Below are 22,249 nucleotides of genomic sequence, written 5' to 3' on the forward strand. Positions count from 1 at the left end.
AATCCTACAGACTTACGGAGAAAACCATTATGTCGCTCAAATTAGGTGTCATCGGCGCTGGCGCTATCGGTAAAGAACACATCCGTCGCTGCACCCAGGTTCTGCAGGGCGCCACCGTTGTGGCGGTGTCTGATATCAATGCCGACAACGCCCGTGCGGCGGTCGCGCTGCCGGGCGTGCAGGCGGAAGTCTACGCCGACGGCCACGACGTGATTAACGCCAGCGATGTCGACGCCATCCTGGTCACCTCCTGGGACCCGACCCACGAAGAGTACACCCTGGCCGCCATCGCCGCCGGTAAGCCGGTGTTCTGCGAAAAACCGCTGGCGATGTCTGCGGAAGGCTGCCGCCGCATCGTCGATGCTGAAATGAAGGCCGGCCGTCGCCTGGTGCAGGTAGGTTTTATGCGCCCATACGACGAAGGCTATCTGGCGCTGAAAAAAGTGATCGACGATGGCGATATCGGCGCGCCGCTGATGCTGCGCTGCGCCCATCGCAACCAGTCGGTTGGTGAGAACTACACCACCGATATGGCGATCACTAACACCCTGATCCACGAGCTGGACGTGCTGCGCTGGCTGCTGAACGATGACTACCGTTCCGTGCAGGTGCGCTTCCCGCGCTCCACCTCGCACACCCACGCGCGTCTGAAAGATCCGCAGATCGTCTCCTTTGAAACCAAAAAAGGCACCCTGATCGACGTCGAGGTGTTCGTGAACTGCCAGTACGGGTATGACATCCAGTGCGAAGTGGTCGGCGAGACCGGGATTGCCCGTCTGCCGGAGCCGTCTGCCGTCCAGATGCGCAAGTCCGCCAGCCTGTCGACCGCCATTCTGACCGACTGGAAAGACCGCTTTATCAAAGCCTACGACGTCGAGCTGCAGGCCTTTATCAACGACGTCAAAGCCGGCCAGCTGCACGGCCCGTCGGCCTGGGACGGCTACGCGGCGTCGGTGGCGGCGGACGCCTGCATTAAAGCGCAGGGAACCAGCGAGCCGGTTGAAGTGACGCTGCCCGAGTGCCCGGCATTCTACAAACGTTAAGCACGTTTTGCTGACGGAACTTCTTTGCACAGGTAACGACGATGAAAATTGCCTTTGATGTGGATGTCATTAAGGACCTCGGGATCACCCGCATGGTCCATCAGGTAGCGGAGTGGGGCTACAAGTACATTGAACAGTCGCCGCACCCGCAGATTAACCCGTTCTACAAGCACCCGCGCGCCAGCCGGGAGATCATGGCGGAGTACAAGCAGGCGCTGCGCGATACCGGCCTTGAGCTGTCGTCGTTTATCTGCGTCTACCGCTGGTCCGGCCCGGACGAACTGCGCCGTCAGGCGGCGGTGAAAAACTGGAAACGGCTGGTGGAAATTGCGGTGGAGATGGGCGTTCAGGTGATCAACACCGAGTTCTCCGGCGATCCGAATCAGCCTGAGATCTGCGATGAAATGTTCTATCGCTCGATGGAAGAGCTGTTGCCGATTTTTGAGCGGGAAGGCATTCGCGTGGAGATCCAGGCGCATCCCTGGGATTTCTGCGAAGAGAATAATGAAACCGTCGATATCGTGAAGTCGTTCCGCAGCGATAACGTGAAGTACGTCTACAGCGTGCCGCACACCTTTTTCTACGACAAAGGCGTCGGCGATGTGGCGAGCATGCTGCGCTATGCCGGGAGCGATCTCTCCCATGTCCTGATTGCGGATACCCGCAATCATACGAAACATTGCCGCTATATCGTTAACCCGCCGGGCGTGGATGCCGTGGTGCACCAGCACGTAGGCGTCGGGGAAGGGGATGTGGATTTCGACGCGCTGTTCCGCACCCTGCGCGAAATGAAATTCGCCGAGCAGACCTTCAAGGTCGGCGGGGAGCCGATTGTCGCCACCTCGCTGTTTGGCTACCCGGAAAAAATGAAATACCAGGCAGTGGAAACCCGTGAACTCATTGAACGTGAATTGCTGCGCCGTTAAGGCGCAGCGGCAGGAGCCCTACTATGAACAAAGATAACGTCAAACTGGCTATCGCCCCGATCGGCTGGACTAACGATGATATGCCGGAACTTGGCAGCGAAAACACCTTCCAGCAGATCGTCAGCGAAATGGCGCTGGCCGGCTTTACCGGCAGCGAAGTCGGCAGCAAATATCCGCGCGACCCGGCGGTCCTCAAGCCGATGCTGGACATCCGCGGCATTCAGATCTGCAACGCCTGGTTCAGCACCTTTTTCGCCAACGGCCAGCGGGAAAAAACCATTGATGAATTCGTCAATCACATGAACTTCCTTCATGCGATGGGCGCGAAAGTGATTGGCTGCTCCGAGCAGAGCGGCAGCATCCAGGGGCTGGATAAACCGATCCTCGGCGATGCGAAGCCGTGCTTCAGCGACGAAGAGTGGCAGCGGGTAGCGGAAGGCTATAACACCCTCGGTCGCCTGGCGGCGGAGAAGGGGATGCAGGTCTGTCTGCACCACCACATGGGCACCGGCATCCAGACCACTGCGGAAATCGACAAGTTTATGTCGCTGGTGGACGAGCGCGTCTTCCTGCTGTTCGACACCGGCCACGCCTGGTATTCCGAAGGCGGCGAAGCGCCGATGCTGGCGATCCTCAAAAAGTATCTGCCGCGCATCAACCACGTTCACCTGAAAGACGTCCGTCCGCCGGTGATCGACCAGGTGCGCCGCGACGGCCTGTCGTTCCTCGACGGCGTGAAAAAAGGCACCTTCACCGTCCCGGGCGACGGGGTGATCGATTTCCGTCCGGTGTTCAAGCTGCTGGACGACTTTGGCTATAAAGGCTGGATGGTGGTGGAAGCCGAGCAGGATCCTGCCCTGGCCAATCCTTTCGAATACGCCGTCAAAGCGCGCAAATATATTCGCGAAACGGCAGGGATCTAATCGTTGTGACATTTTCAGGCCATACCGGGTATGGCCTGCTTTTTTTCCTTTCACAACCGGACTCGGGGCTTAACCACAGCGCCGGACAGTTCCCTCTCCCGGGCTTAGGGCTCAACCACAGCGCCGAACCGTCCCCTCTCCCTCAGGGAGAGGGCCAGGGTGAGGGTGACGATGACGGGTAAAGCGTCACTTCACTTCCGCCAGCGCGGTCTTATCCACATACGGTTTCATCAGCGTGTCGGCTTCCTTCTGCGCCGCCTGCACCGCCGCTTCCGGCGTCACTTTGGCATCATTGACCACCGCCGCCAGCTGGTTCTCCATCGCCTTACGCACCGCCACGGTCTCCCAGGTGGAGTACCACGGATGGGCGTACTTCAGCTGCTCAAGGGCGATCGCCGCCCGCGGATCCTGCTGCAGATAGGCCTTCATCTCCGGCGTATCGTATGACGCCTTGCGCGGCGAGAAGTAGCCGGTAAAGCGGCTCCATGCGCCGTTCACGTCGGGGCTCACCAGATAGGTCAGGAACTGATACGCCGCTTTCTTCTGCGCATCGCTGATGCCTTTAAAGCTCACCAGGCTGGCGCCGCCGATCGGCACCGCGCGCTGCTCTTTGGCCGGCAGCATCGCCACCCCAAGCTCAAAGTCTTTGCTGTTCTCGCGCATAAAGCCCAGCGCGCCAGTGCTGAGCATCGCCATCCCGAGCTTACCGGAGAAGAACGCGGCGCTGATCTGCTTCGAGTTCAGCACCCCGGACGGCATTACCTTGTCCTTGTAAATCAGATCCTGCCAGAAGCGCAGGGCGCCGATGGCGGTCGGCGAGTTGTAATAGACCTCGCCCGGATAGTCTTCGTTAAAGTATTTCCCGCCGTTGGCGCGCACCAGTGCCGAGAAGATCCAGCCGCCGTAGTCGTCATTGGTCGACGGCAGCATGATCCCCCACTGGCCTGTGCTCTCGTCGGTCAGCTTTTTGGCATCGGCCAGCAGCTCGGCCCAAGTCTGCGGCGGCTGTTTGATCCCGGCCCGATCGAACATCGTCTTGTTGTAGTAGAGGATCGGCGTCGAGTTATGGAACGGGATCGCATAAGTGGTGCCCATCACCTGGGCGTTCTTATGCATCGCGGGCCAGAATTCCTTTTGCAGAAAATCGCCGGCCTTTTGATCGCCATATTTAAACAGCTCATCCATCGGCAGGATCTCATCCTTCAGCGCCAGATCGGTGGTGAAGTTGGCGGACATGATCACCAGCGCCGGCGGCTGCCCGGCCTTTTGCGCCGATTCGGCTTTGATCTTGGTGGTGTCGTAGTTGCCGGTGAAGATGCCGCGTACTTCGACATCCTGCTGCGAGTCGTTGAATTGCTTAATGACGCGGGTCATCTCCATGGTCAGCTTGCCGTCCACCGGCGCCGGGAACATGAAGTCTATTTTCTCTTTTGCCAGCGCCGCGCCGCTCAGGGCAAGACTGAGGCCAACCGCGACTACCGTAAAAGGTTTAAACATGATTACACTCCATCAATAAATTATGCTGGGTCTCAGCATGAAAAAGATGCACATCGGCAGGCGAAAAGCCGATCGGTAGCGACTCGCCTTTCTCCGGCACCGTGCCGCGGTGGCGGCGGCTAAAGCGCAGGGTGCCGATCGGGGTGCTGACGTGGAGCAGGTAGTCGGCCCCCATCAGTTCTCGTTGCAGAACGGTGGCCGGCAGGCGCAGATGGCCCTCCTCCACGCGGTCGGTAATATGTTCCGGGCGAATGCCCAGCCAGACGCGGGTCTGATCCCGGTGGCGCGGTGGCAGCGGATGGCGCTGTTCTCCCAACAGTACTTCACCGTTGGCGCAGGGTAGCGACAGGAGGTTCATCGCCGGCGAGCCTATAAATCCGGCGACGAACAGGTTGGCCGGGTTGGCGTAGAGATACTCCGGGCGCCCGACCTGCTGCACGTGGCCGCCGTTCATCACCACGATGCGGTCGGCCATCGACATCGCCTCGGTCTGGTCGTGGGTCACATAGATGGTGCTGGTTTTCAGCTGCTGGTGGAGGGCCATAATGCTGTCGCGCACTTCGCTGCGCAGGCGGGCGTCGAGGTTGGAGAGCGGCTCGTCCATCAGGAACAGCCGCGGATTACGCACAATCGCCCGGGCCATCGCCACCCGCTGGCGCTGGCCGCCGGAGAGCTTCGCCGGTTTGCGGTCAAGCAGCGCCTCCAGCTGCAGCATCTGCGCCACTTTGTCCACCCGCGGCTGCCAGCTGCTTTTCTCTTCCTTGCGCACCTGCATGCCGAAGGTGATGTTGTCGCGCACCGACAGATGCGGAAACAGGGCATAGTTCTGGAAGATCATCGCGAAGTTGCGCTCGCGCGGCGTGGCGGCGGTGATGTTCTCATCATGCAGCCAGATTTGGCCTTCGCTGACCGGCTCCAGGCCGGCAAGCAGGCGCAGCAGGGTGCTTTTCCCGCAGCCCGACGGGCCGACCAGCACCACGAATTCGCCTTCGTGAATATCCAGCGACAGGGCGCTGAGCGCCGGCTTGCCGTCGAAACGTTTACTGATGTTTTGCAGACTGAGCATGGCGGTTAGCGCTCTTCCGTTGGGCAACTGATGTTTTCGTCGTACAACCACGGCCCGGCGTAGTGGGCCAGCGAGTGCTGGTAGCTCACCCACTGCTCGCCGACCTGGCGGTGCATCAGGCACGAAGCCGGGGAGAGGTCGTAATAGGGACGGGTGTCTTCGTGGCAGTACGGCACCTGATGGACGGTGCCGGGAATGGTGGAGATCAGCGCCTGGCGATACTGGGTCATGGTCAGGCTGTGGTTATGGCCGCAGAAGATGCGCGTCAGCGACGGGAAACGCTCCACCAGCGCCAGCAGACGGTGGCCGTTTTCGCAGGCGATCGGGTCCATCTGCGCATTGCCCAGCGGCAGAGGCGGGTGGTGCATAAAGATGGTCGCCGGTTTGTCGCCGCCCTCGAACAGCTGGGCTTCCAGCCAACCGATGGTCTCGTCGGTCAGCCAGCCCTTCGAGGTGCCGGCGCGGCTGGAGTCGATAAACAGCAGGCGGGTGGCGAAATCATCCACCGCATAGCGCATATTTTGCGGATCGTTGCCCAGCTGCGGGCACAGCGGGTGAAGATGCTCCAGAAAATGGGCTTTGTCGTCGTGGTTGCCGGGGATCAGATACAGCGGATAGTTCAGGCTGCCGAGGATCTGGCGGGCCACCTGATACTCCTCCGGGCGGCCGCAGTTGACGATATCCCCGCTCACCACCACCGCGTCCGGGCGCTCGCGCAGCGCGTTAAGCTGCGAGACCACATCGGCGTTGGCGGCGTTGACGTCGATAAAGCCGTACAGCTTCTCGCCGCGGCTGCGGAAATGGGTATCGGAAATGTGTGCTAACAGCATGAATCACTCCTTATTTGATCCCGGAGAAGCCGAAGCTCCGCAGGAACTGTTTCTGAAAAAGAATGAACGCCAGCATCAGCGGCAGGCAGACCATCAGCGTCCCGGCGCCGATGGTGCCCCACTGGCCGCCGGATTCGGCGCCCATGGCGAAGGAGACCAGCCCGACGGTCAGTACCTGCTTGTCGGGATCGTTGAGCATCATCAGCGGCCACAGGTACTCGTTCCAGTGGTAGGTGATGCTGACGGTGGCGAAGGCCAGCACCGACGGCCAGGACATCGGCAGCAGCACGCGGAACAACACCTGCCACCAGCGGCAGCCCTCCATCAGCGCCGCCTCCTCCAGCTCTTTCGGAATGGCGAGGAACGCCTGACGCATCAGGAACACGCCAAACGCCGAGGTGAAGTAGGGCATCATCACCCCGGTGAGGGTGTTGAGCAGGCCGAAGGTTTTCAGGGTCAGCATGTTCGGCACCATCATCACCACTGGCATGATCATCAACTGCACCAGGAACAGGAGAAACAGCGTCTGCTTGCCGCGAAATTCGTGGCAGGCGAAGACGTACCCGGCGGTGGTGATGGTCAACAGCTGCACGAAGAAGGTACCGAAGGTGAAGATAAGGGTGTTGGCGTACAGGCTCAGCCAGTCGGCGCTGTTCCAGGCGTCGCGGAAGTTATCGAGGGTCAGCGGCAGGCGCGGCAGCAGCGAGGCCATATCTTCCCCGAAGGTGGTGGCGCTGAACGAGGTGGCCAGCATCCAGATAAACGGGCTGATCCACAGCAGCGCCAGGCAGCACATTAATACTGTAAGCGTAAAGGGCGACGAGCGGCGCAGGCGCAGCCACAGCGGACGCGCAGCGGCGGGTGTGCGGACCAGCAGCGGCGAAATGTCAGCGCTCATAGTGGGCTCCTTTCTCCAGCAGTTTCAGGTTAATCAGCGAGAAGGCGAACAGCCCGGCCAGGGTCAGGAAGGTGGCGGCGGAGGCTTTGCCAAGGTCGTGGGTATCCCAGGCGAGATTCTGGATGTAATAGAGCAGCACGGTGGTGGCGTTGTCCGGCCCGCCGCGGGTCATGACCGCCACGTGGTCGATCTGGGTGATGGAGTAGATCAGCGCTGTGGTGATCACAAAGCTCAGGGTCGGGCGCAGCAGCGGCAGCGTGACCTTAAAAAAGACCTGCGTGCGGGTAGCCCCTTCCATCAGCGCCGCTTCCCGCGTCGAGGCCGGAATGCTCTGCAGCCCGGCGAGGAAAAACAGCATGTAGTAGCCGGCGAACTTCCACACGCCAATCAGCGCCAGCGCCAGCAGCGCGCTGTTGCTGCGCCCCAGCCAGTTGTTGTTCATCGGCCCGAACAGCTTCGCCAGATAGTGGTCGAGCAGGCCGAGGCCGGGCATAAAGATAAACAGCCACAGCGCGGCGGCGCTGACCATCGGGATAATCATCGGGAAGAAGAAGGCGGTGCGAAGCCAGCGGTTGACGCGATGGTTCTCGCTCAGCGCCACCGCCAGCAGCAGGGCGAGGGTCACCCCGGGCACCACCGTCAGCAGGATATAGAGCAGGTTATTGCCCAGCGACTGCCAGAAGACGTTATCGGCAAACAGGCGGGCGAAGTTATCCAGCCCGACGTACTGTGCGCCGTCGCTGGCCATGCGGGTATCAAACAGGCTGTCATACACCGAACGCCCCAGCGGGAACCAGGTAAACAGCAGTAAAAACAGCAGGGAAGGCGACAGGATCAGCCAGGGAAGCCAGGTCTTTCTCATGGTGACGCGCATCTCGTTCAGCCATTTATCGAAGCCCGGATTGTGGGAAGCAATGACTACAGAGGCATGGCGGGGAGATGACGGTTTGATGAAGCGACGGGGAAAACGCCGGGCGAGCGGGCCGCCCGGCGGGAGAGAACCATCAGAAGTCGGCTTTCAGCACCGCGCGGTAGCGGGCTTTGCCTTCGCGAACGTGCTTCAGCGCTTCGTTAATCTGCGACATCGGGAACAGCTCGGTGGTCGGGGCCACTTTGCTGCGCCCGGCGAACTTCATCAGCGTGCGCAGTTCGGACGGGTTGCCGGTCGCCGAGCCGGAGATGCTGCGGTCGCCGCCGATAAGGGTAAAGGCCGGCACCGGGAACGGCTTCATCACCGCGCCGACGGTATGGAAGTTGCCGCCGTAAGCCAGGGCTTCGAAGTACGGCTGCCAGTCGAGATCCACCGCCACGGTGTTGATGATCAGGTCAAACTGACCGGCCAGCGCTTTTAAGGCTTCCGGATCGCGGCTGTTGACCACGCGATCGGCGCCCATCGCCAGCACTTCCTGCTCTTTGGCCGGGTTGGAGCTGAAGGCGGTCACTTCCGCGCCCATCGCCCGCAGCAGCTTAATGGCGATATGGCCGAGGCCGCCGATGCCGATCACCCCGACGCGGCTGGTGGCGGTGACGTGGTGGGTCAGCAGCGGTTTAAAGACGGTGATGCCGCCGCACAGCATCGGGCCGGCGGACGCCAGATCGATGCTCTCCGGCAGGGGGATCACCCACTGCCAGTCGGCGCGCAGCTTATTGGCGAAGCCGCCGCGGTTGAGAATGGTCGGCACCGAACCTTCCAGACAGTTGATCTGGTTGCCGCTGATGCAGGCGTCGCAATGGCCGCAGCTGCGCGCCGTCCAGCCGATGCCGACCTTCTGGCCAATCTTCAGCCCTTTATCCTGCGCCGCGCTGCCCAGCGCCGCCACCCGGCCAATCACCTCGTGACCGGCCACCAGCGGGTAGCTCGACATCCCCCATTCGTTGTCGATCATCGACAGGTCCGAATGGCAGATCCCGCAGTATTCCACCTCAACTTCGACATCTTCCGGCTGCAGCTCGCCGGCATCGTATTCCCACAGCGACAGATCGGCGCCCGCTTCTTTGGCGGCGTAGCTTTTAATGATGCTCATGTTCATTTCCTTGGGGTTGGCGTGATAACCCAGAAAGTGTAGAGCATGGCATTCCACGGCGCTTGGCAATCGGAGGGGTAGCGAAGCGGGCGGACCAGCCGCCCGTTAAGCTCAGCGGCTGGCCAGCGGCCACTGATTAAGGCGGATGCCGCGCTGCGGGGCGTTCTCGGCAAAATCATCCAGCACTGCCTGCACGTCCGGGTCGAGGTAGCCGACGCTGTCGTGCTCGACGATCACCACGCTCTTTTCCGGAATTTTCGCCAGCAGGGCCAGCAGATGCGGATTGTGCATAAAGGTCAGATTCTGCTGGATGCGCAGCACGTAGTGGTCATCGTAGCGCGCCAGCTGCAGCGAGTGGCGATGGCTGCGCCAGAGGCTGAACGCCATCTGGGTGGCAAGGCCAATCCCGATCCCCGCCAGCATGCCGAAGGCGATAATCCCGCCGATGGTGGCGAGGAACGGGACGTACTGCGCCGCCCCCTGGCGGAACTGCTCGATGAACAGCCGCGGCGTCGCCAGCTTATAGCCGGTATAGAGCAGCACGGCGGCGAGGCTGGCGAGCGGGATCAGGGTCAGCAGACCGCTGAACCACAGGCCGCAGATCAACAGCAGCACGCCGTGGATAAAGATCGACAGTTTGCTCTGCGCGCCGTTGCTGACGTTCACCGAGCTGCGGACGATCACCGCGGTGATCGGCATCGCCCCCAGCACGCCGGAGAGCAGGTTGCCCACGCCCTGGGCGACCATTTCGCGGTTCGGCGAAGGCGGCGGATTTTGCGGGCGCAGCTTTTTCAGCGCCTCCTGGCTGAGCAGGGTTTCGAGGCTGGCGACCAGCGCCAGGGTCACCGCCACCACCCACACCGACGGATTGCGCCACGCGCTCCATGCGGGAGACTCCAGCTCGCCCAGCAGATCGCCGAGGCTGCCGAACGCCGGCAGGGTGATGCGCGGCAGAGCGGCCAGCTGCTGCGGCGCAAAATGGGTCAGCAGCAGGGTGGTCACGCAGCCGAGCAGGACGGCGATCAGCGGCCCGGGGATCCAGCGCAGGCTCTTCACCCGGCGGATAAGCGGCGAACCCCAGAGCCAGAGCACCAGCAGGCCGCCCGCGGCGACGGCCATCGCAGTGACGGAGAACGCGGCATTGCCCTGAACCACTTCGGCAAGCCCGATCTCTTCCGCCGTGCCGAGCGCGACGGGGATCTGCTGCATAATCAGCAGGATGCCGATCGCCGCCAGCATGCCTTTGATGACGCTGGCGGGAACCAGCGAGATAAAACGCCCGGCCCGCAGGATGCCGAACAGCAGCTGCAGCGCGCCGGCCAGCACCAGCGCCATCAGGAAGACGGAGAAGGAACCCAGGGATTCAATGGCGGCGACGACGATGGTGACCAGTCCGGCGGCGGGGCCGCTGACGGCGAAGCGGGAGGGGCTGAGGGCGGTGACGACCAGGCCGCCGATGATGCCGGTCAGCAGGCCGACGAAGGGCGGTAAGCCGCTGGCCTGGGCGATGCCGAGGCACAGCGGCAGGGCGACAAGGAAGACGACGATGCCGGCGAGAGAGTCCTGACGAAGCGTATTCATGGGGCGTGCTCCTGCGGTGAGAGGTGTTCGACGAGGGTGGTTAAATGGCCGGAAGCCAGATCGTAGACGCAGCCGTGCAGGCTGAGCGGCCGCCCGCTGGCGAGCACCGTCTGCACCGGTTCACTCTCCAGCAGACGGGCGAACTGGGCGCGAACGTTGGCTTCCACCAGGGCGTCCAGCGCATGACGAGAGCGCTCCGCGTCGGTGCTGGCGCTGGCGCCGGGGGAGGCCGCAACACAACATCCATCGGCGATCTGCGCAATTTCGTGATGCAGGGTGTGGCGCAGCTGGCCGATGCGGCGAGCCAGCGCCGAGGATTCCTGCGCCAGCGGCAGGGTGGGCAGAGAGAGCGCCGCCTGCACGCCGCCGCAGCCGTAGTGGCCGCAGAGCACCACCCGCTCCACCTCAAGGTAGTGGAGGGCATATTGCAGGACGCTCATGACGTTGTCGTCGGTGGGGTCGAGCATGTTGGCGATATTGCGGTGGACAAAGAGCTCGCCGGGCTGGCTGCCGGTGAGCACCTCGGCGGGAACGCGGCTATCGGAGCAGCCGATCCACAGCGAGTGGGGCCGCTGCCCGTCGACCCATTTTTCGAAATAGTCCGGGTCATGCTGACACTTCTGCAGCGCCCAGCTGCGGTTGCGGGCCAGCAAAGGTTTTAACGTCGTCACAAGTATTCTCCTGAGTTAATTCATCGAGTGAATATGTCCATCAAGACTCGTACAGCGACTAGTAAAAATAGTGTTTACCGGAACCCTTCACGCCTGAGGAAAATCCTGGAATAAACGGCAAAAAGAAAACTTTTCATTAATGTAAAGTTATAAAAATATTGATGAAATTAATATGTTACTGCGGGGCTGATGAATAACAAAAAGGCATTGGTTAAAACTTTCTGGAATATATAGGAATGATGGTGGGTAGGGGCGGGGGAATATTGAGGGATTGGATATTGGGGATGGATGGGGATAGTTGGGTTGTGTTGAGGAATGCTGGCGAGAGTAATGTGAGAAAAATTTGAGATAAGTTTGAGTGGGGTTTGGGGGGGGAAAAGGGGGAAAGGGGAGTGGCTGGCAGGTGGAGCTGGGTCTGCGGGAGGGTGAGAGAAGGGTTGCTGGTGGTAGGCACGCTATGGAACGGCAGCTAAAGGTGACGCCGCGCAGGATAGCGCTGTTTTTTTCGACACTTAGCGCATTGACGGCACGCTGTCGCTTGCATGACCGCCGCCGACAGGTATAATCCAGAACGTTTCCGCATCCCCTTCAGTGCCGAAGTGGCGAAATCGGTAGACGCAGTTGATTCAAAATCAACCGTAGAAATACGTGCCGGTTCGAGTCCGGCCTTCGGCACCATTGTGGAAAAATCAGTCACCTTAGGGTGGCTTTTTTTATGTCCATAATCTTCCATAAACCTCCATATCCTTCTGTTTATTAAGAGATCGATGTTTTATCTCTTTTCCTCCTGATCTGTTCGTTTTATCCGCGCTGGTCTTTTTTTGTCCATTGACATCCAGATGATTTGGGGGTCAAGATGAGGGTCAATTCACTTCGATTAGGAGTTGACCCCCAATTATGGCCCTGACAGACGTTGTAGCCCGCACCGCTAAGCCTCGCGAGCAAGCTTACAAACTCGCTGATGCACATGGACTATACCTGCTGATAAGCCCTGGCGGCTCTAAGCGCTGGTATCTCAAGTATCGTTTCGAAGGCAAGGAAAGCCGCATCGCTTTTGGCGCTTATCCTCTAATCTCGTTAGCAAAGGCCCGTGAGAAGCGTGATGAGGTACGGCTGTTATTGGCTGAAGGTATCAACCCGGCAGAAAAACGGGGGAAAGAAAAGGAAGAAGCACAGGCCGCATTGATTACCTTTGAGAAAGTCGCGAGAGACTGGCATCGGTACATTAGTCAGAATCGCTGGTCAGAAACGCATGCCGGACGGGTATGGCGCGATATGGAACGTAATATTTTGCCGGCGATAGGCCATCGCCACATAGCGGACCTGAAGACTAAAGGCTTGCTTGAGCCGTTGAAAGCCGTGGAGCAAAACGGCCATCTCGATTTGGCGTCACGGCTACGTCAGCGGGTGACCGATATTATGCGCTATGCGGTGCAGAACGATCTGATAGAGCGCAATCCTGCTCAGGATCTCTCCGGGGCGATAGCGCCGCCGAAGGCGACCCATCGCCCGGCGTTGAAGCTGGATAAGCTTCCTGATTTTCTGGCAAGGATTGAAAGCTATAAAGGGAGAACGTTAACCACACTGGCTTTAAAGTTCACGCTGTGCGTTTTTATCCGCTCCAGCGAACTGCGTTTTGCCCGCTGGACTGAAATCGACTTTAAACGTGCTATGTGGACGATACCCGCTGAACGTGAAGCGATCCCCGGTGTAAAACATTCTCAGCGCGGGGCGAAAATGCGCACTGAGCACTTAGTACCGTTATCCTGCCAGGCTTTGGCGCTGTTGAAAGAGATTAAGGCTATCAGCGGTGCTTATGAACTTATCTTCCCCGGCGATCGTCGCCCGACTAAACCGATGAGTGAAAACACCGTCAATAATGCGCTGCGGGTTATGGGATATGACACCACTACTGAATTGTGCGGGCATGGTTTCCGCACAATGGCCTGTAGCGCTTTGGTTGAATCCGGGCAGTGGTCGCGGGATGCTGTCGAGCGGCAAATGAGTCACCAGGAGCGTAATAGCGTGCGGGCGGCCTATATTCATAAGGCCGAACATATCGAAGAACGGCGGCTGATGCTGCAATGGTGGGCGGATTATCTGGATGCGAATCGGGAAGAGTATGTGGTGCCGTATGAGTTTAAAATATGATATGTTTTGATATTTTAACTTGTTGATTTATATGGAGTGGTTTTATATTAACATTAATGCCGGAGTGAATATGGAAGGAGTAAAAGAAAAAGGATTGACGCCGACTCTGAATAATGTCAAGAAATATCTTATATATGCGCTAAAAATATCACCCATATACATGGTTCTATCAGTAATTATCGTTTGGGGTTATTTGGGGCATTTCTCTCGACTTGATTTGCTGGTTGGTGCTATTGAAAATAAAACGAATCTGTTCTCAATATTTTTCTCGTTTATTTTTATATCTCTATTTATGTCATTTGCATTTATACTTCCAAGTTTTAACTTGATATTATTCTCTTCTTTTGTTAAGGATAGTTATATCACTAGCACAAAAAACATGCCATTTATCACATTTATAACAATAGTGGTTATGTTAGCTTCTGTTTTTATTTTTTCATCTGATGTGTTCTCTTCTTTCGTTAAGAATTATAGCTATATAGATAAGGTTTTCTTCTATCTGGATGAGCCATTACGCTCTCTGCTTCTATCTTTCATAGCATCAATTGTTTCTGTAGTAGCTATAGCGAAAGTAAAAAATAGTCATAAAAATCGTTTTAGTGGGTCTGCTAAAATTATCAGAATAAGCGCTTCTATCATTATTACATCAATAATATGTTTTTTGTCTTCAATTTCAATAAGTATATCCATCTCTTTAGTATTGAAGAGTATTGATGGGCATACATTTTTTGGGTATGTATATGCTTTCCTTTTTCTCTCTGCTTACTCGTTTCTTTCATTATTCCCGGCAATGATTTTTTATTCAAGAAATTATTCTTTCAATAATGTTGGTGTTTTTAGTTATAAAGTAATGAAAGAGACTTCATTAGCTATTATGGGATCATTGTTCTTTATTGTTTGTATTTGGCCTAATGGTTTTTTGTTCATTGGTTCAACCGCGCTGAGTACAATAGGTGTATTAGATAAAAGGGTTCATTATTATCATATTACATCTGAAAAGTACTATAAGGAGTTATTCCCTGCTACTATATGGGAGACTAAATATTTAGAAGGAAGACGTGATTTTTTTATTAAAGCTGTTAATATGTTTTCTTTTAACGGGAATAATCTTGTTTGCCCAGTGTATGTAGAGAGCCTTAGGAAAAAAACACTGGTTTCAAGCTTTGATAATTTTTCTCGCCAAAAAGACAAATACCTTAATAATCATTTCAAAACTATGGCAAAAGGTTGTGTTGTTCTTACTAGTGATGAGTTTAAACAATGGGATACAATTATGGATGCGAAAGGGAATTTTAAAATTTAGTAATTCCGTGATGCTTTTTACAACGCTCCCGCCCCTTCTCTGGGGGGCGGGAGCTAATACGTCTTATAGGGCTTATTTTTCCTGCGATTCTGAATATCCGAGAATCATTTCTGCCAGATCGTCTTCCACCGCATAAAAATAACAAGCCGGAACCTGTAGTACCGATGCCAACCGACAGGCAAGTTCAAAGTCTGGCGTGTGTATACCGCGCTCATATTGATTCATTCGGGCACTGGCTGTTGCTTCATCAATTCCGGCAAGAATCCCTAACCGTTCCTGTGACAGGCCAGCCTTTAAACGTGCGGCTTTTAAGCGATGAGGTAGCATGAGAATCCTGATTTCTTGTGTGGCTTGTCGCGATTCTCATCTGTGCGTCTTGAAAATATACTAAGTAATCCTTAGTATTTGATGCGTACTGTTACCCGAAGTTTTAATGGAGATAGGTATGGCATCACATCATGACTGGCATCCGGCAGATATCATCGCCGCCTTGCGCAAGAAAGGCACGACTCTGGCTGCGTTATCGCGCTCTGCGGGACTCAGTTCTTCAACGCTTGCCAATGTGCTTTCGCGTCCCTGGCCAAAAGGGGAATGGCTTGTGGCCACGGCGCTGGACGTTCATCCTGCAGAAATCTGGCCCAGCCGTTATTTTGATAGTTCTGGTACGCTACTGGACAGAAAAATGCGCATAAGGAAAAGATTGAATGAAGAAGGTAAACAGTCTGCTATTTGATCAATCGTCAGTAGTGGTTTATTTCTCAGATAAATGCCTACACGTTCAGGCTAAAGGGAAAGCACTGCTAAATATCCCTCTCCAAAACTTCCCACGCCTTGAACGCGCGACAGTAGAACAGAGAGAGCGCTTCATCCTTAATGCAGGTGGGGGAATTCATTGGGAGGAAATTGATGAGGATATCAATATTGAGGCGCTTTATGCGGGAGCAATCAGGGATATGACTCATCGCAAATGACGATATGCGGTATGGGTACAGATATCGGTTAGATCCCGGACTGACGACTATTCGCATATTCCAGTATGATCTCCGCCAGATCGTCCTCCACCGCATAAAAATAGCAGGCAGGAATCTCCATAACCGACGCTAACCGGCAGGTCAGTTCAAAGTCCGGCGTGTGTATACCGCGCTCATACTGATTCATACGGGCGCTGGCCGTCGCTTCATCTATCCCGGCAAGAATTCCTAACCGCTCCTGTGACAGACCAGCTTTCAAGCGTGCAGCTTTTAAACGATGAGGTAGCATGAGAGTCCCAGATGACTAACTTGTCCTGGCTCGATTCTCATCTGTGTTTGATGAAAATATACTAAGTAATACTTAGTGGTGGGCTGGTCTGAGATCAAAAAGGAAGAAAAGCTATTGTGGCAAAAAAGTGACTCTCCAGAAGGATGGAGTGGTAAAGCCAGTGCCGTTTTTCCACTTTTTAGACTTGACTGTTCGGTGCTCACTTCGCTGCGCTCCGCCTCAGTCAAGTCTAAAAAGCGTTACTGGTTGGTGGTAAGAGAACCAAAGCTAAGGAGGAGCGATCTCTTTGGAGAAATTGACGCGAAAATAAGGTGTGTGATTCTCAGATAGTCCCCCATTTTATTCCCACTTGATGATAAGTTTTTTATTCCCCCACCTGAATTTTGATGTTGATGAAAAAATGATATTTATTATAGGGTTAAGTTATTCCCCCACCTGGCGTATATATACATGGCGGAAGTGGGGGAATATATTGAATTTGGACGCTAACAGAATCAGATTCCCCCACTTTCCCCGGTTAATCTCTCGTTTTATCTCTTTGCGACAACGGCGTAATGCGTTCTCCATCCACCGCGATCAGACCATCTTTTTCCAGTTTGTCCAGCCAGCGGGTAAATTTTTTGGCTACGTCAAATCCCATCGCCCTCATATCGTCCCGAACCAGTGAGCGGGTACAACTATCGCCACTGCCTGTGCGAGAACGAATAGCCTGCCATAAGGCAATGTGGTTATCCGTGAGTCGTGAAATACCTGATAAATCCTGGTCGCCAGCGATATTATTATCTATGGCCTCGCGGCCTTCATCGTTCAGTACCAGCGAAGTGATCCGATCGCCATCATCATCCACGTATAAATCGACGGAATGCAGATCATAGGCACGACGTGGCGGCTCTTCGGCATCCTTCATCTTGGTGCAACTGAGAATCAATGCGCCACCGTCACCTTCACGGCGCACATTAAACTCCACATCCAGTGCCGCCCGGAATGCGCTGGAACCGCGTGCGCCTTTGTCCTGATCTTTGCCAGAGTGGTGAATGATCAGCACCGTAGCCTGTGTGGCCGCTTTGATATAGTCGCATCCCTGAATGAAGGCACCCATATCTTTAGCTGCGTTCTCGTCTGAACCGCCGAAGCAGCGGGCGAGGGTATCCAGAATGATCAGGCGAATTGGCATATCGGTTACGGCTTTGACATCTTTGGCGGCTTGTATCACCTGTTGCACGCTTTCCGGGCTGGCAGGAAAGATCGGGCAATCGACACGATATAGCGCATCAATAGGGCTACCGCCATTAAGCGTTTGCTTCCATGCCCGGATACGGCGAGGAACGCCGATCCCACCTTCACCAACAATATAAATAACGGCTCCCTGCTTGACTGGTTTTCCCGCCCACGGCTTACCGGTAGCGATATGGCATCCCCATGATACCGCCAAGAAGGATTTGTAAGATCCGCTGGCACCGTAAGCGCTGGCAACGGATGAGGCAGGCAAATAGCCCTTAATCAGGTAGTCCTGCCGGGTATCAAAGCCGTCAGACCCTTTGCGCAGGGGAAGTGTGGTGCTGAATTTTGTTTCGGTATCAGTTATCAATTTACTCATTGTCTGACTTCCCCGTTTGCTGTACCCCCTCGCGTTTGCCGATGCGTTCAGCAATCCAGTCATTCACTTCGCTTTCCAGCCATGCCACCGAGCGGGAGCCAATTTTGACTGCCGGAGGAAAATCGCCCTTGCTTATCAGGAGATAAATCCATGATTTCCTGAAGCCGGTTTTTTCCATCACATCCGATAATCGCAACAACCTGAAATTCGACATCATTAGCCCTCCTTCCTGGTGTAAACGCGCTCGACGTAGCGACCCCTACCATCGCCGTGGCCGAGATCCATTGACGTCATTGCTCTGGCTTCACTGCGGGAAAATCCTTGTGACAGGTAATAGCGAAGGGCATCCTGAGGCCATGCGTAGCGCAGGCTGTGGGGGGAATAATTGCCGATCAACCCTAACCGTGTGGTATGTGTGCGCCAGAAGTTCATGGCGGTTTTTAAATCGGGCTTGTCGATAAGCTTTCCGTTACGTGTTTTAGCAATCAGCAGAGCGTCATTTACTGCCTGCTGTACAGCGTTACGGTTGAGGATACGTGTTTCACGTGGCCTGCCGCCTTTGGTGCCAAAAACAATGGTGAGGGTTGATTGATTTTGTTCAAGCTGTTTCTTCCAGGTATTCAGTGAACTGGCGCACTGCACAGCTTCCTGTGAGCGAAGCCCCAGCAATCTGGCAAGCTGGAGGGCACAGGCAAGCCCCTGGTCATACTGTCGGGCGCTTTGCAATACTGCCTGAAATCGCTCATCCGGAATCGCGAATTTCGTACCTGCGCGACTTGCTCCGCTTAATCCCAGTGCTTTGTTCGTTAAACGTGTTGATGTAACAAGCTTTTCCCTGCCTGCCAGCCGAAACACTGCACGCAGTGCCGACATGTCATTATGAAGCGTTCGAACAGCAATACCTGTTGCCTGGCGGTTGGCAATATAACTTTCGATATGTTTAGTTTTCAGATGCTGGACATCCCTGACCTGGATATTGAGCGCCATCAGATGGCGACAAAATCGATCAATGATACGGGTACGATCGTGAACGGTTTTAAAGCTGCCACCGACGTGCTTAGCCCGCGTTTTCATTTCACGACTTAATTTACTTATAGCAAACCTCTCTCAATTTCAACGAGCTGCATTTCTCTGGCGCGTGGGCTTAATGGCAGAAACAATCATATTGACCTGCCTTGAACGGATACCTGTGCGCCAGAGCGGGCAGTTGTTGAGGTATTGCGGGGCGTCGGTAATGCACTCTGTGCAGCCTCCTGCGATTGCAGGTTATCCCCTCAGGCCATTGGCCTGCCTCGGTATCGGTTCAAATCTCCTGTAAAAGTGAACAGTTCGGCATCCGAACTGGTGTGTCAGATTCATGAGTCGTCAAGTGAGATTACTTGCCATCACGGTTGAGGCAGCTTTGTGCTGTGGCGTCACTTTCATGCGTTAACACGCAAAAAGTGACGCCACGTATTAGCGCGCAGCAGGGCAGGCGCATGCAGATGCCTGACGGCATATCAAGGCGCAGCCAGCAGCGTTTAATACGTGCCAGAATTGGGGTACAGAAAACCCTTCAGTACGGGAAGTACCTGTCGTTAAGCGGGTGATGATACTGCTGTCATCGAAGGCAAAAGTTATAGCCTTGCTTGCAGCAACTCATTCACTGAGGAGAAGACCGAATACAGCATTCTTTACAGATAATGCCGATCGGCGAGGAAACGCTCGTTATTAGCCGTCTCTTAAGTTTAAGGAACCTTTATCGTCACGTCATAGGCGCGTTTTTTATTGACGATACCTGCTTTCAAAGGTGAGCAGATTTACCGCTAATCCAGCGTTGTCTTTCAGGCTTCGACAACTTTCTTTGTGGTCGCCCGAAGGCGTCAGTCTCAGACCACACTCCATTCCATATGACTTTGGCTTGTGACCACCCGAAGGCGTTTCTCACAGGTCACTCGTATCATCCTGATACTGGAAACATTGGTGGCTGTCCGTTGACAGCAGATATGCGCGGTTAAAAATACGGCAATTTTTTGTTGGCTTCAAGCACTTTGCATCAGTGAGTAAAAGGAGTAATCTAGTACCAGGTGCTATAGTTAAGGTAACAGGATGTCAGCCGGATGCGCGTATTCAAAACTAAATGGTTCAGCAAGGCGGCTAAATCGCACGCAATTAAAGATAGTGAGTTATGCCAGGCTATTGAGGCGGTAGTGCAGGGGAAGGCTGACGACCTCGGCGGGGGAGTTTACAAGAAACGGCTGAACCAGAATCGCGATCGCGCCATTATTGTGGCGAAAGGTGGGGAGCACTGGTTTTACACGTTCCTTTATGCCAAACAGGATATGGCAAACATTGATAATCGTGAACTGGCCGGATTTCGTGAGTTAGCGAAGCATTACGCTGCTCTTGCTGATGAAAAGCTTACGGCACTGATTAAGAGTAAAGAACTGGTGGAGATTTGCCATGACTGCAAAAAGTAAATTCAAGAGTCCTGCATTTGAGGCCATCCACAGCGCGGCTTCTGGATTATTCAGCGTCGATGCTATCCCACAGGAAACGATGCGCAACTTTGATAAAGCGTGCCTTAACAATGTGGATGAGCTTCAACCCATTGAGATTAAGGCGTTGCGCGAGAAGCTAAACGTCAGCCAGCCCGTTTTTGCCAGCTACCTGAACACCAGTGTGTCAACGGTGCAGAAATGGGAAAGCGGCGTAAAACGCCCAAGTGGGTTATCGCTGAAACTGCTTACCGTGGTGCAGAAGCATGGGTTGAAGGTGTTGGTTTGATTTAGTTGTACTGGCTTATTTTGGGTCTAGCCATTTTATGCGATAAATTTCGAGCTAATTTGATGGGACACTTAGTGCCAAAAGCGGAAATTATTTCTGATGGCTAACTTCTGATACATTTAGCATTTGCATCTAGATAGTGACCAAACGCATATCATAATTTCTTAGACATGCTAACTTGTACTTTAACAAGGCGGGGCATGTACCAATAACCGACTAAAATGAAAAGGAATAAAAGAAGTTACATGAATGTTAAATTGACAAGGTCATCCGGTACAGTATTAAGTTAAGTATCTATTTATTGGATAAGCGTTAGACGAAAAAACGAGGGCGCATGGAGCTATTTCGACCTAGACTAACTGACTATCATGGAGTTCATAAGTCTCAAGCAGACTTGGATTTCGCAATTCAATTTTTTGATGAAGATATTCCTCTTTACGTCGATCCTTTTTTGCTTTGGAAGTCACCATCTTTGCAGGATCAGTCGTTACATACCGCTATTACGAACTCTTTCAATCATTTAAATTATTTGATTAAAAAAGGACGTGGAGAAGATGCAATCAACGTACTTGTTAACCTTTCTGAATGTCCAGAGGTTGGTCTCGGTGTCTCCAAGTCGCGAAATGGAGTAAAAATTGGGATTAAACAAGCAAAGGAAATTCTTAGCTTGTTTGTGGATATTCCAGAATATAGCCAGTTCGGATTCACGCATTTTGAAATAATACAACTTTATATTTCTGGAATATCAAAGGATCGAGTTAGTGACATTGCCTGCAACTATATCAAATCATTTTTGATTGATTATACAATAGAACAGTGCGAAATCAATCGAATACCCACTGAGGGAGTTATCCTTGATTCTGTATATAACTATCAAAAACATGCTTTCGATTTTAATAAAAAGTTGCTGCTTCCAGTAAACCCTAAGACTCGGGAGCCATTAATATTCACTCCCAAGCGTTGGCTAAGATTTAACCCTTGGATTAATTTTGAGGATTATTTTAAGTCCCATTGCCCGAGGGATGAGATATTTAATCCGAATGAGCCTGAAGAACGGGTGAAGGTATTGAATTTTAATAGGGACAATTTCGGGGTTATAGAGGAATATGTAAAATATAAAGATCGGACTTCAAAGGATTGTCAAAATGACCCTCTGTTTAGTCAAATTCCTGTCCTATCAGCAAAAAGGAAATTATCTGAGCTTTTAAAGCTTGAAACAGGGAAAGACGATGGTGCTGACATGAAGTACGAAGATTTATCAGCTAGTTTACTAGCTACATTATTTTATCCACATTTAGACTTTGCTGAAACACAAAGTCGGACGGAATCGGGAAGGCATATTCGGGATTTGATATTCTATAATAACCGCGATGTTGATTTCTTAGATGAAATATTTTGTGATTACGATAACCGTCAACTCGTCATTGAAATGAAAAATGTAAAAACGATTGATAGAGATCACATAAATCAGCTCAACCGCTATCTCCAATCCAATATTGGAAGATTTGGAATTTTTCTGACCCGTAATCCGTTACCAAAGGCAATGTTTAAAAATACCATTGATTTATGGTCGTCTCAAAGAAAGTGCATAATCGCAATTACAGATGATGATTTAAAGTTAATGGTTGATGTATATGAAAGTAAGCAAAGAGCACCGATTGAAGTCTTGAAGAAAAAGTACATCGAGTTTAGACGAGCATGTCCATCATGAGG

General features: G+C 53.8%; 23 protein-coding genes and 1 tRNA gene. 11 read left to right on the plus strand and 13 right to left on the minus strand.

Annotated features, from left to right (window positions below; translation table 11 throughout):
* Positions 1-29: 29 nt before the first annotated feature.
* Genes ACQUTI_RS21795 through iolE form a run of 3 tightly spaced genes read left to right on the plus strand, consistent with a single transcriptional unit; the run spans position 30 to position 2,892 of the window.
* Entirely contained in the window at positions 30-1,043 is a 1,014-nt protein-coding gene (locus ACQUTI_RS21795; protein WP_004152192.1) for a Gfo/Idh/MocA family protein, read from the plus strand.
* Between the two features lie 41 nt (positions 1,044-1,084).
* Positions 1,085-1,969 (plus strand): sugar phosphate isomerase/epimerase family protein, encoded by an 885-nt coding sequence (locus ACQUTI_RS21800; RefSeq protein ID WP_004152193.1) that lies wholly within the window; start codon positions 1,085-1,087, stop codon positions 1,967-1,969.
* A 23-nt stretch (positions 1,970-1,992) separates the two neighbouring features.
* Positions 1,993-2,892, plus strand: a complete 900-nt coding sequence (gene iolE, locus ACQUTI_RS21805; protein ID WP_002886970.1) for a myo-inosose-2 dehydratase — start codon at positions 1,993-1,995, stop codon at positions 2,890-2,892.
* Positions 2,893-3,078: 186 nt separating this feature from the next.
* Here iolE and ACQUTI_RS21810 read toward each other — a convergent pair whose 3' ends face one another.
* The 8 genes from ACQUTI_RS21810 to ACQUTI_RS21845 all read right to left on the minus strand — a co-directional run bounded on the left by ACQUTI_RS21810 (position 3,079) and on the right by ACQUTI_RS21845 (position 11,459).
* Positions 3,079-4,389: an ABC transporter substrate-binding protein gene (locus tag ACQUTI_RS21810; RefSeq protein WP_122543403.1), complete on the minus strand. Its 1,311-nt coding sequence runs from the start codon at positions 4,387-4,389 to the stop codon at positions 3,079-3,081.
* The gene (locus ACQUTI_RS21815; protein ID WP_048322810.1) at positions 4,382-5,455 is read right to left on the minus strand and encodes an ABC transporter ATP-binding protein; all 1,074 of its coding nucleotides are present in this window, start codon (positions 5,453-5,455) and stop codon (positions 4,382-4,384) included. Before ACQUTI_RS21815 ends, ACQUTI_RS21810 begins: the two co-directional genes overlap by 8 nt.
* A gap of 5 nt (positions 5,456-5,460) precedes the next feature.
* Positions 5,461-6,285 (minus strand): phosphodiesterase, encoded by an 825-nt coding sequence (locus ACQUTI_RS21820; RefSeq protein ID WP_004192335.1) that lies wholly within the window; start codon positions 6,283-6,285, stop codon positions 5,461-5,463.
* Positions 6,286-6,295: 10 nt separating this feature from the next.
* The gene (locus ACQUTI_RS21825; protein ID WP_048294078.1) at positions 6,296-7,183 is read right to left on the minus strand and encodes a carbohydrate ABC transporter permease; all 888 of its coding nucleotides are present in this window, start codon (positions 7,181-7,183) and stop codon (positions 6,296-6,298) included.
* Positions 7,173-8,057 carry a carbohydrate ABC transporter permease gene (locus ACQUTI_RS21830; protein ID WP_004146807.1) on the minus strand — a complete coding sequence of 295 codons (885 nt, stop codon included), beginning with the start codon at positions 8,055-8,057 and terminating at the stop codon, positions 7,173-7,175. The genes ACQUTI_RS21825 and ACQUTI_RS21830 overlap by 11 nt, the downstream gene beginning before the upstream one ends.
* A 130-nt stretch (positions 8,058-8,187) precedes the next feature.
* Complete coding sequence (ahr, locus tag ACQUTI_RS21835; RefSeq protein WP_004178400.1) at positions 8,188-9,207, minus strand: NADPH-dependent aldehyde reductase Ahr; 1,020 nt, start codon at positions 9,205-9,207, stop codon at positions 8,188-8,190.
* Between the two features lie 111 nt (positions 9,208-9,318).
* The gene (locus ACQUTI_RS21840) at positions 9,319-10,788 is read right to left on the minus strand and encodes a SulP family inorganic anion transporter (RefSeq protein ID WP_101839309.1); all 1,470 of its coding nucleotides are present in this window, start codon (positions 10,786-10,788) and stop codon (positions 9,319-9,321) included.
* Positions 10,785-11,459 (minus strand): carbonic anhydrase, encoded by a 675-nt coding sequence (locus ACQUTI_RS21845; RefSeq protein WP_114508608.1) that lies wholly within the window; start codon positions 11,457-11,459, stop codon positions 10,785-10,787. The genes ACQUTI_RS21840 and ACQUTI_RS21845 overlap by 4 nt, the downstream gene beginning before the upstream one ends.
* Positions 11,460-12,052: 593 nt before the next feature.
* Between ACQUTI_RS21845 and ACQUTI_RS21850 the strand changes: the two genes are divergently transcribed.
* The 3 genes from ACQUTI_RS21850 to ACQUTI_RS21860 all read left to right on the plus strand — a co-directional run bounded on the left by ACQUTI_RS21850 (position 12,053) and on the right by ACQUTI_RS21860 (position 14,913).
* Positions 12,053-12,137 (plus strand) — tRNA-Leu (locus ACQUTI_RS21850).
* A 219-nt stretch (positions 12,138-12,356) separates the two neighbouring features.
* The gene (locus ACQUTI_RS21855) at positions 12,357-13,610 is read left to right on the plus strand and encodes a tyrosine-type recombinase/integrase (RefSeq protein WP_064178466.1); all 1,254 of its coding nucleotides are present in this window, start codon (positions 12,357-12,359) and stop codon (positions 13,608-13,610) included.
* 70 nt (positions 13,611-13,680) lie between these two features.
* Complete coding sequence (locus tag ACQUTI_RS21860; protein WP_074194154.1) at positions 13,681-14,913, plus strand: hypothetical protein; 1,233 nt, start codon at positions 13,681-13,683, stop codon at positions 14,911-14,913.
* A gap of 72 nt (positions 14,914-14,985) precedes the next feature.
* Here the strand turns inward: ACQUTI_RS21860 and ACQUTI_RS21865 are convergent, their stop codons facing one another.
* Entirely contained in the window at positions 14,986-15,240 is a 255-nt protein-coding gene (locus ACQUTI_RS21865) for a helix-turn-helix transcriptional regulator (RefSeq protein WP_064178467.1), read from the minus strand.
* A 118-nt stretch (positions 15,241-15,358) separates the two neighbouring features.
* On the opposite strand from ACQUTI_RS21865, the gene ACQUTI_RS21870 reads away from it, so the two are divergent.
* Both ACQUTI_RS21870 and ACQUTI_RS21875 read left to right on the plus strand, forming a co-directional pair.
* Positions 15,359-15,646, plus strand: coding sequence for a helix-turn-helix domain-containing protein (locus ACQUTI_RS21870; RefSeq protein WP_064178468.1), 288 nt, complete (start codon positions 15,359-15,361; stop codon positions 15,644-15,646).
* Positions 15,618-15,884, plus strand: a complete 267-nt coding sequence (locus ACQUTI_RS21875; RefSeq protein ID WP_064178469.1) for a DUF2442 domain-containing protein — start codon at positions 15,618-15,620, stop codon at positions 15,882-15,884. Before ACQUTI_RS21870 ends, ACQUTI_RS21875 begins: the two co-directional genes overlap by 29 nt.
* A 28-nt stretch (positions 15,885-15,912) precedes the next feature.
* On the opposite strand, the gene ACQUTI_RS21880 is transcribed toward ACQUTI_RS21875, so the two are convergent.
* The 4 genes from ACQUTI_RS21880 to ACQUTI_RS21895 form a co-directional block, all read right to left on the minus strand.
* Positions 15,913-16,173 carry a helix-turn-helix transcriptional regulator gene (locus ACQUTI_RS21880; protein ID WP_064178470.1) on the minus strand — a complete coding sequence of 87 codons (261 nt, stop codon included), beginning with the start codon at positions 16,171-16,173 and terminating at the stop codon, positions 15,913-15,915.
* 517 nt (positions 16,174-16,690) lie between these two features.
* Positions 16,691-17,770 carry a helicase RepA family protein gene (locus ACQUTI_RS21885; RefSeq protein WP_064178471.1) on the minus strand — a complete coding sequence of 360 codons (1,080 nt, stop codon included), beginning with the start codon at positions 17,768-17,770 and terminating at the stop codon, positions 16,691-16,693.
* Positions 17,763-17,987: a helix-turn-helix transcriptional regulator gene (locus ACQUTI_RS21890; protein WP_064178472.1), complete on the minus strand. Its 225-nt coding sequence runs from the start codon at positions 17,985-17,987 to the stop codon at positions 17,763-17,765. The genes ACQUTI_RS21885 and ACQUTI_RS21890 overlap by 8 nt, the downstream gene beginning before the upstream one ends.
* Positions 17,987-18,865 (minus strand): integrase domain-containing protein, encoded by an 879-nt coding sequence (locus ACQUTI_RS21895; protein ID WP_064178473.1) that lies wholly within the window; start codon positions 18,863-18,865, stop codon positions 17,987-17,989. Before ACQUTI_RS21895 ends, ACQUTI_RS21890 begins: the two co-directional genes overlap by 1 nt.
* 1,004 nt (positions 18,866-19,869) lie before the next feature.
* Here ACQUTI_RS21895 and ACQUTI_RS21900 point away from each other — a divergent pair.
* From ACQUTI_RS21900 to ACQUTI_RS21910, 3 genes are all read left to right on the plus strand, one after another.
* Positions 19,870-20,229, plus strand: coding sequence for a type II toxin-antitoxin system RelE/ParE family toxin (locus tag ACQUTI_RS21900; RefSeq protein WP_064178474.1), 360 nt, complete (start codon positions 19,870-19,872; stop codon positions 20,227-20,229).
* Positions 20,213-20,536, plus strand: a complete 324-nt coding sequence (locus ACQUTI_RS21905; RefSeq protein ID WP_064178475.1) for a helix-turn-helix domain-containing protein — start codon at positions 20,213-20,215, stop codon at positions 20,534-20,536. Before ACQUTI_RS21900 ends, ACQUTI_RS21905 begins: the two co-directional genes overlap by 17 nt.
* Positions 20,537-20,870: 334 nt before the next feature.
* A complete protein-coding gene (locus ACQUTI_RS21910) occupies positions 20,871-22,247 on the plus strand; it encodes a hypothetical protein (RefSeq protein ID WP_077267839.1) in 1,377 nt (458 codons plus the stop codon).
* The last annotated feature ends 2 nt before the right edge of the window (positions 22,248-22,249 follow it).

It is taken from the genome of Klebsiella sp. 7-CIP_Kleb., assembly GCF_050378655.1.
GTDB classification, from domain to species: domain Bacteria; phylum Pseudomonadota; class Gammaproteobacteria; order Enterobacterales; family Enterobacteriaceae; genus Klebsiella; species Klebsiella quasipneumoniae.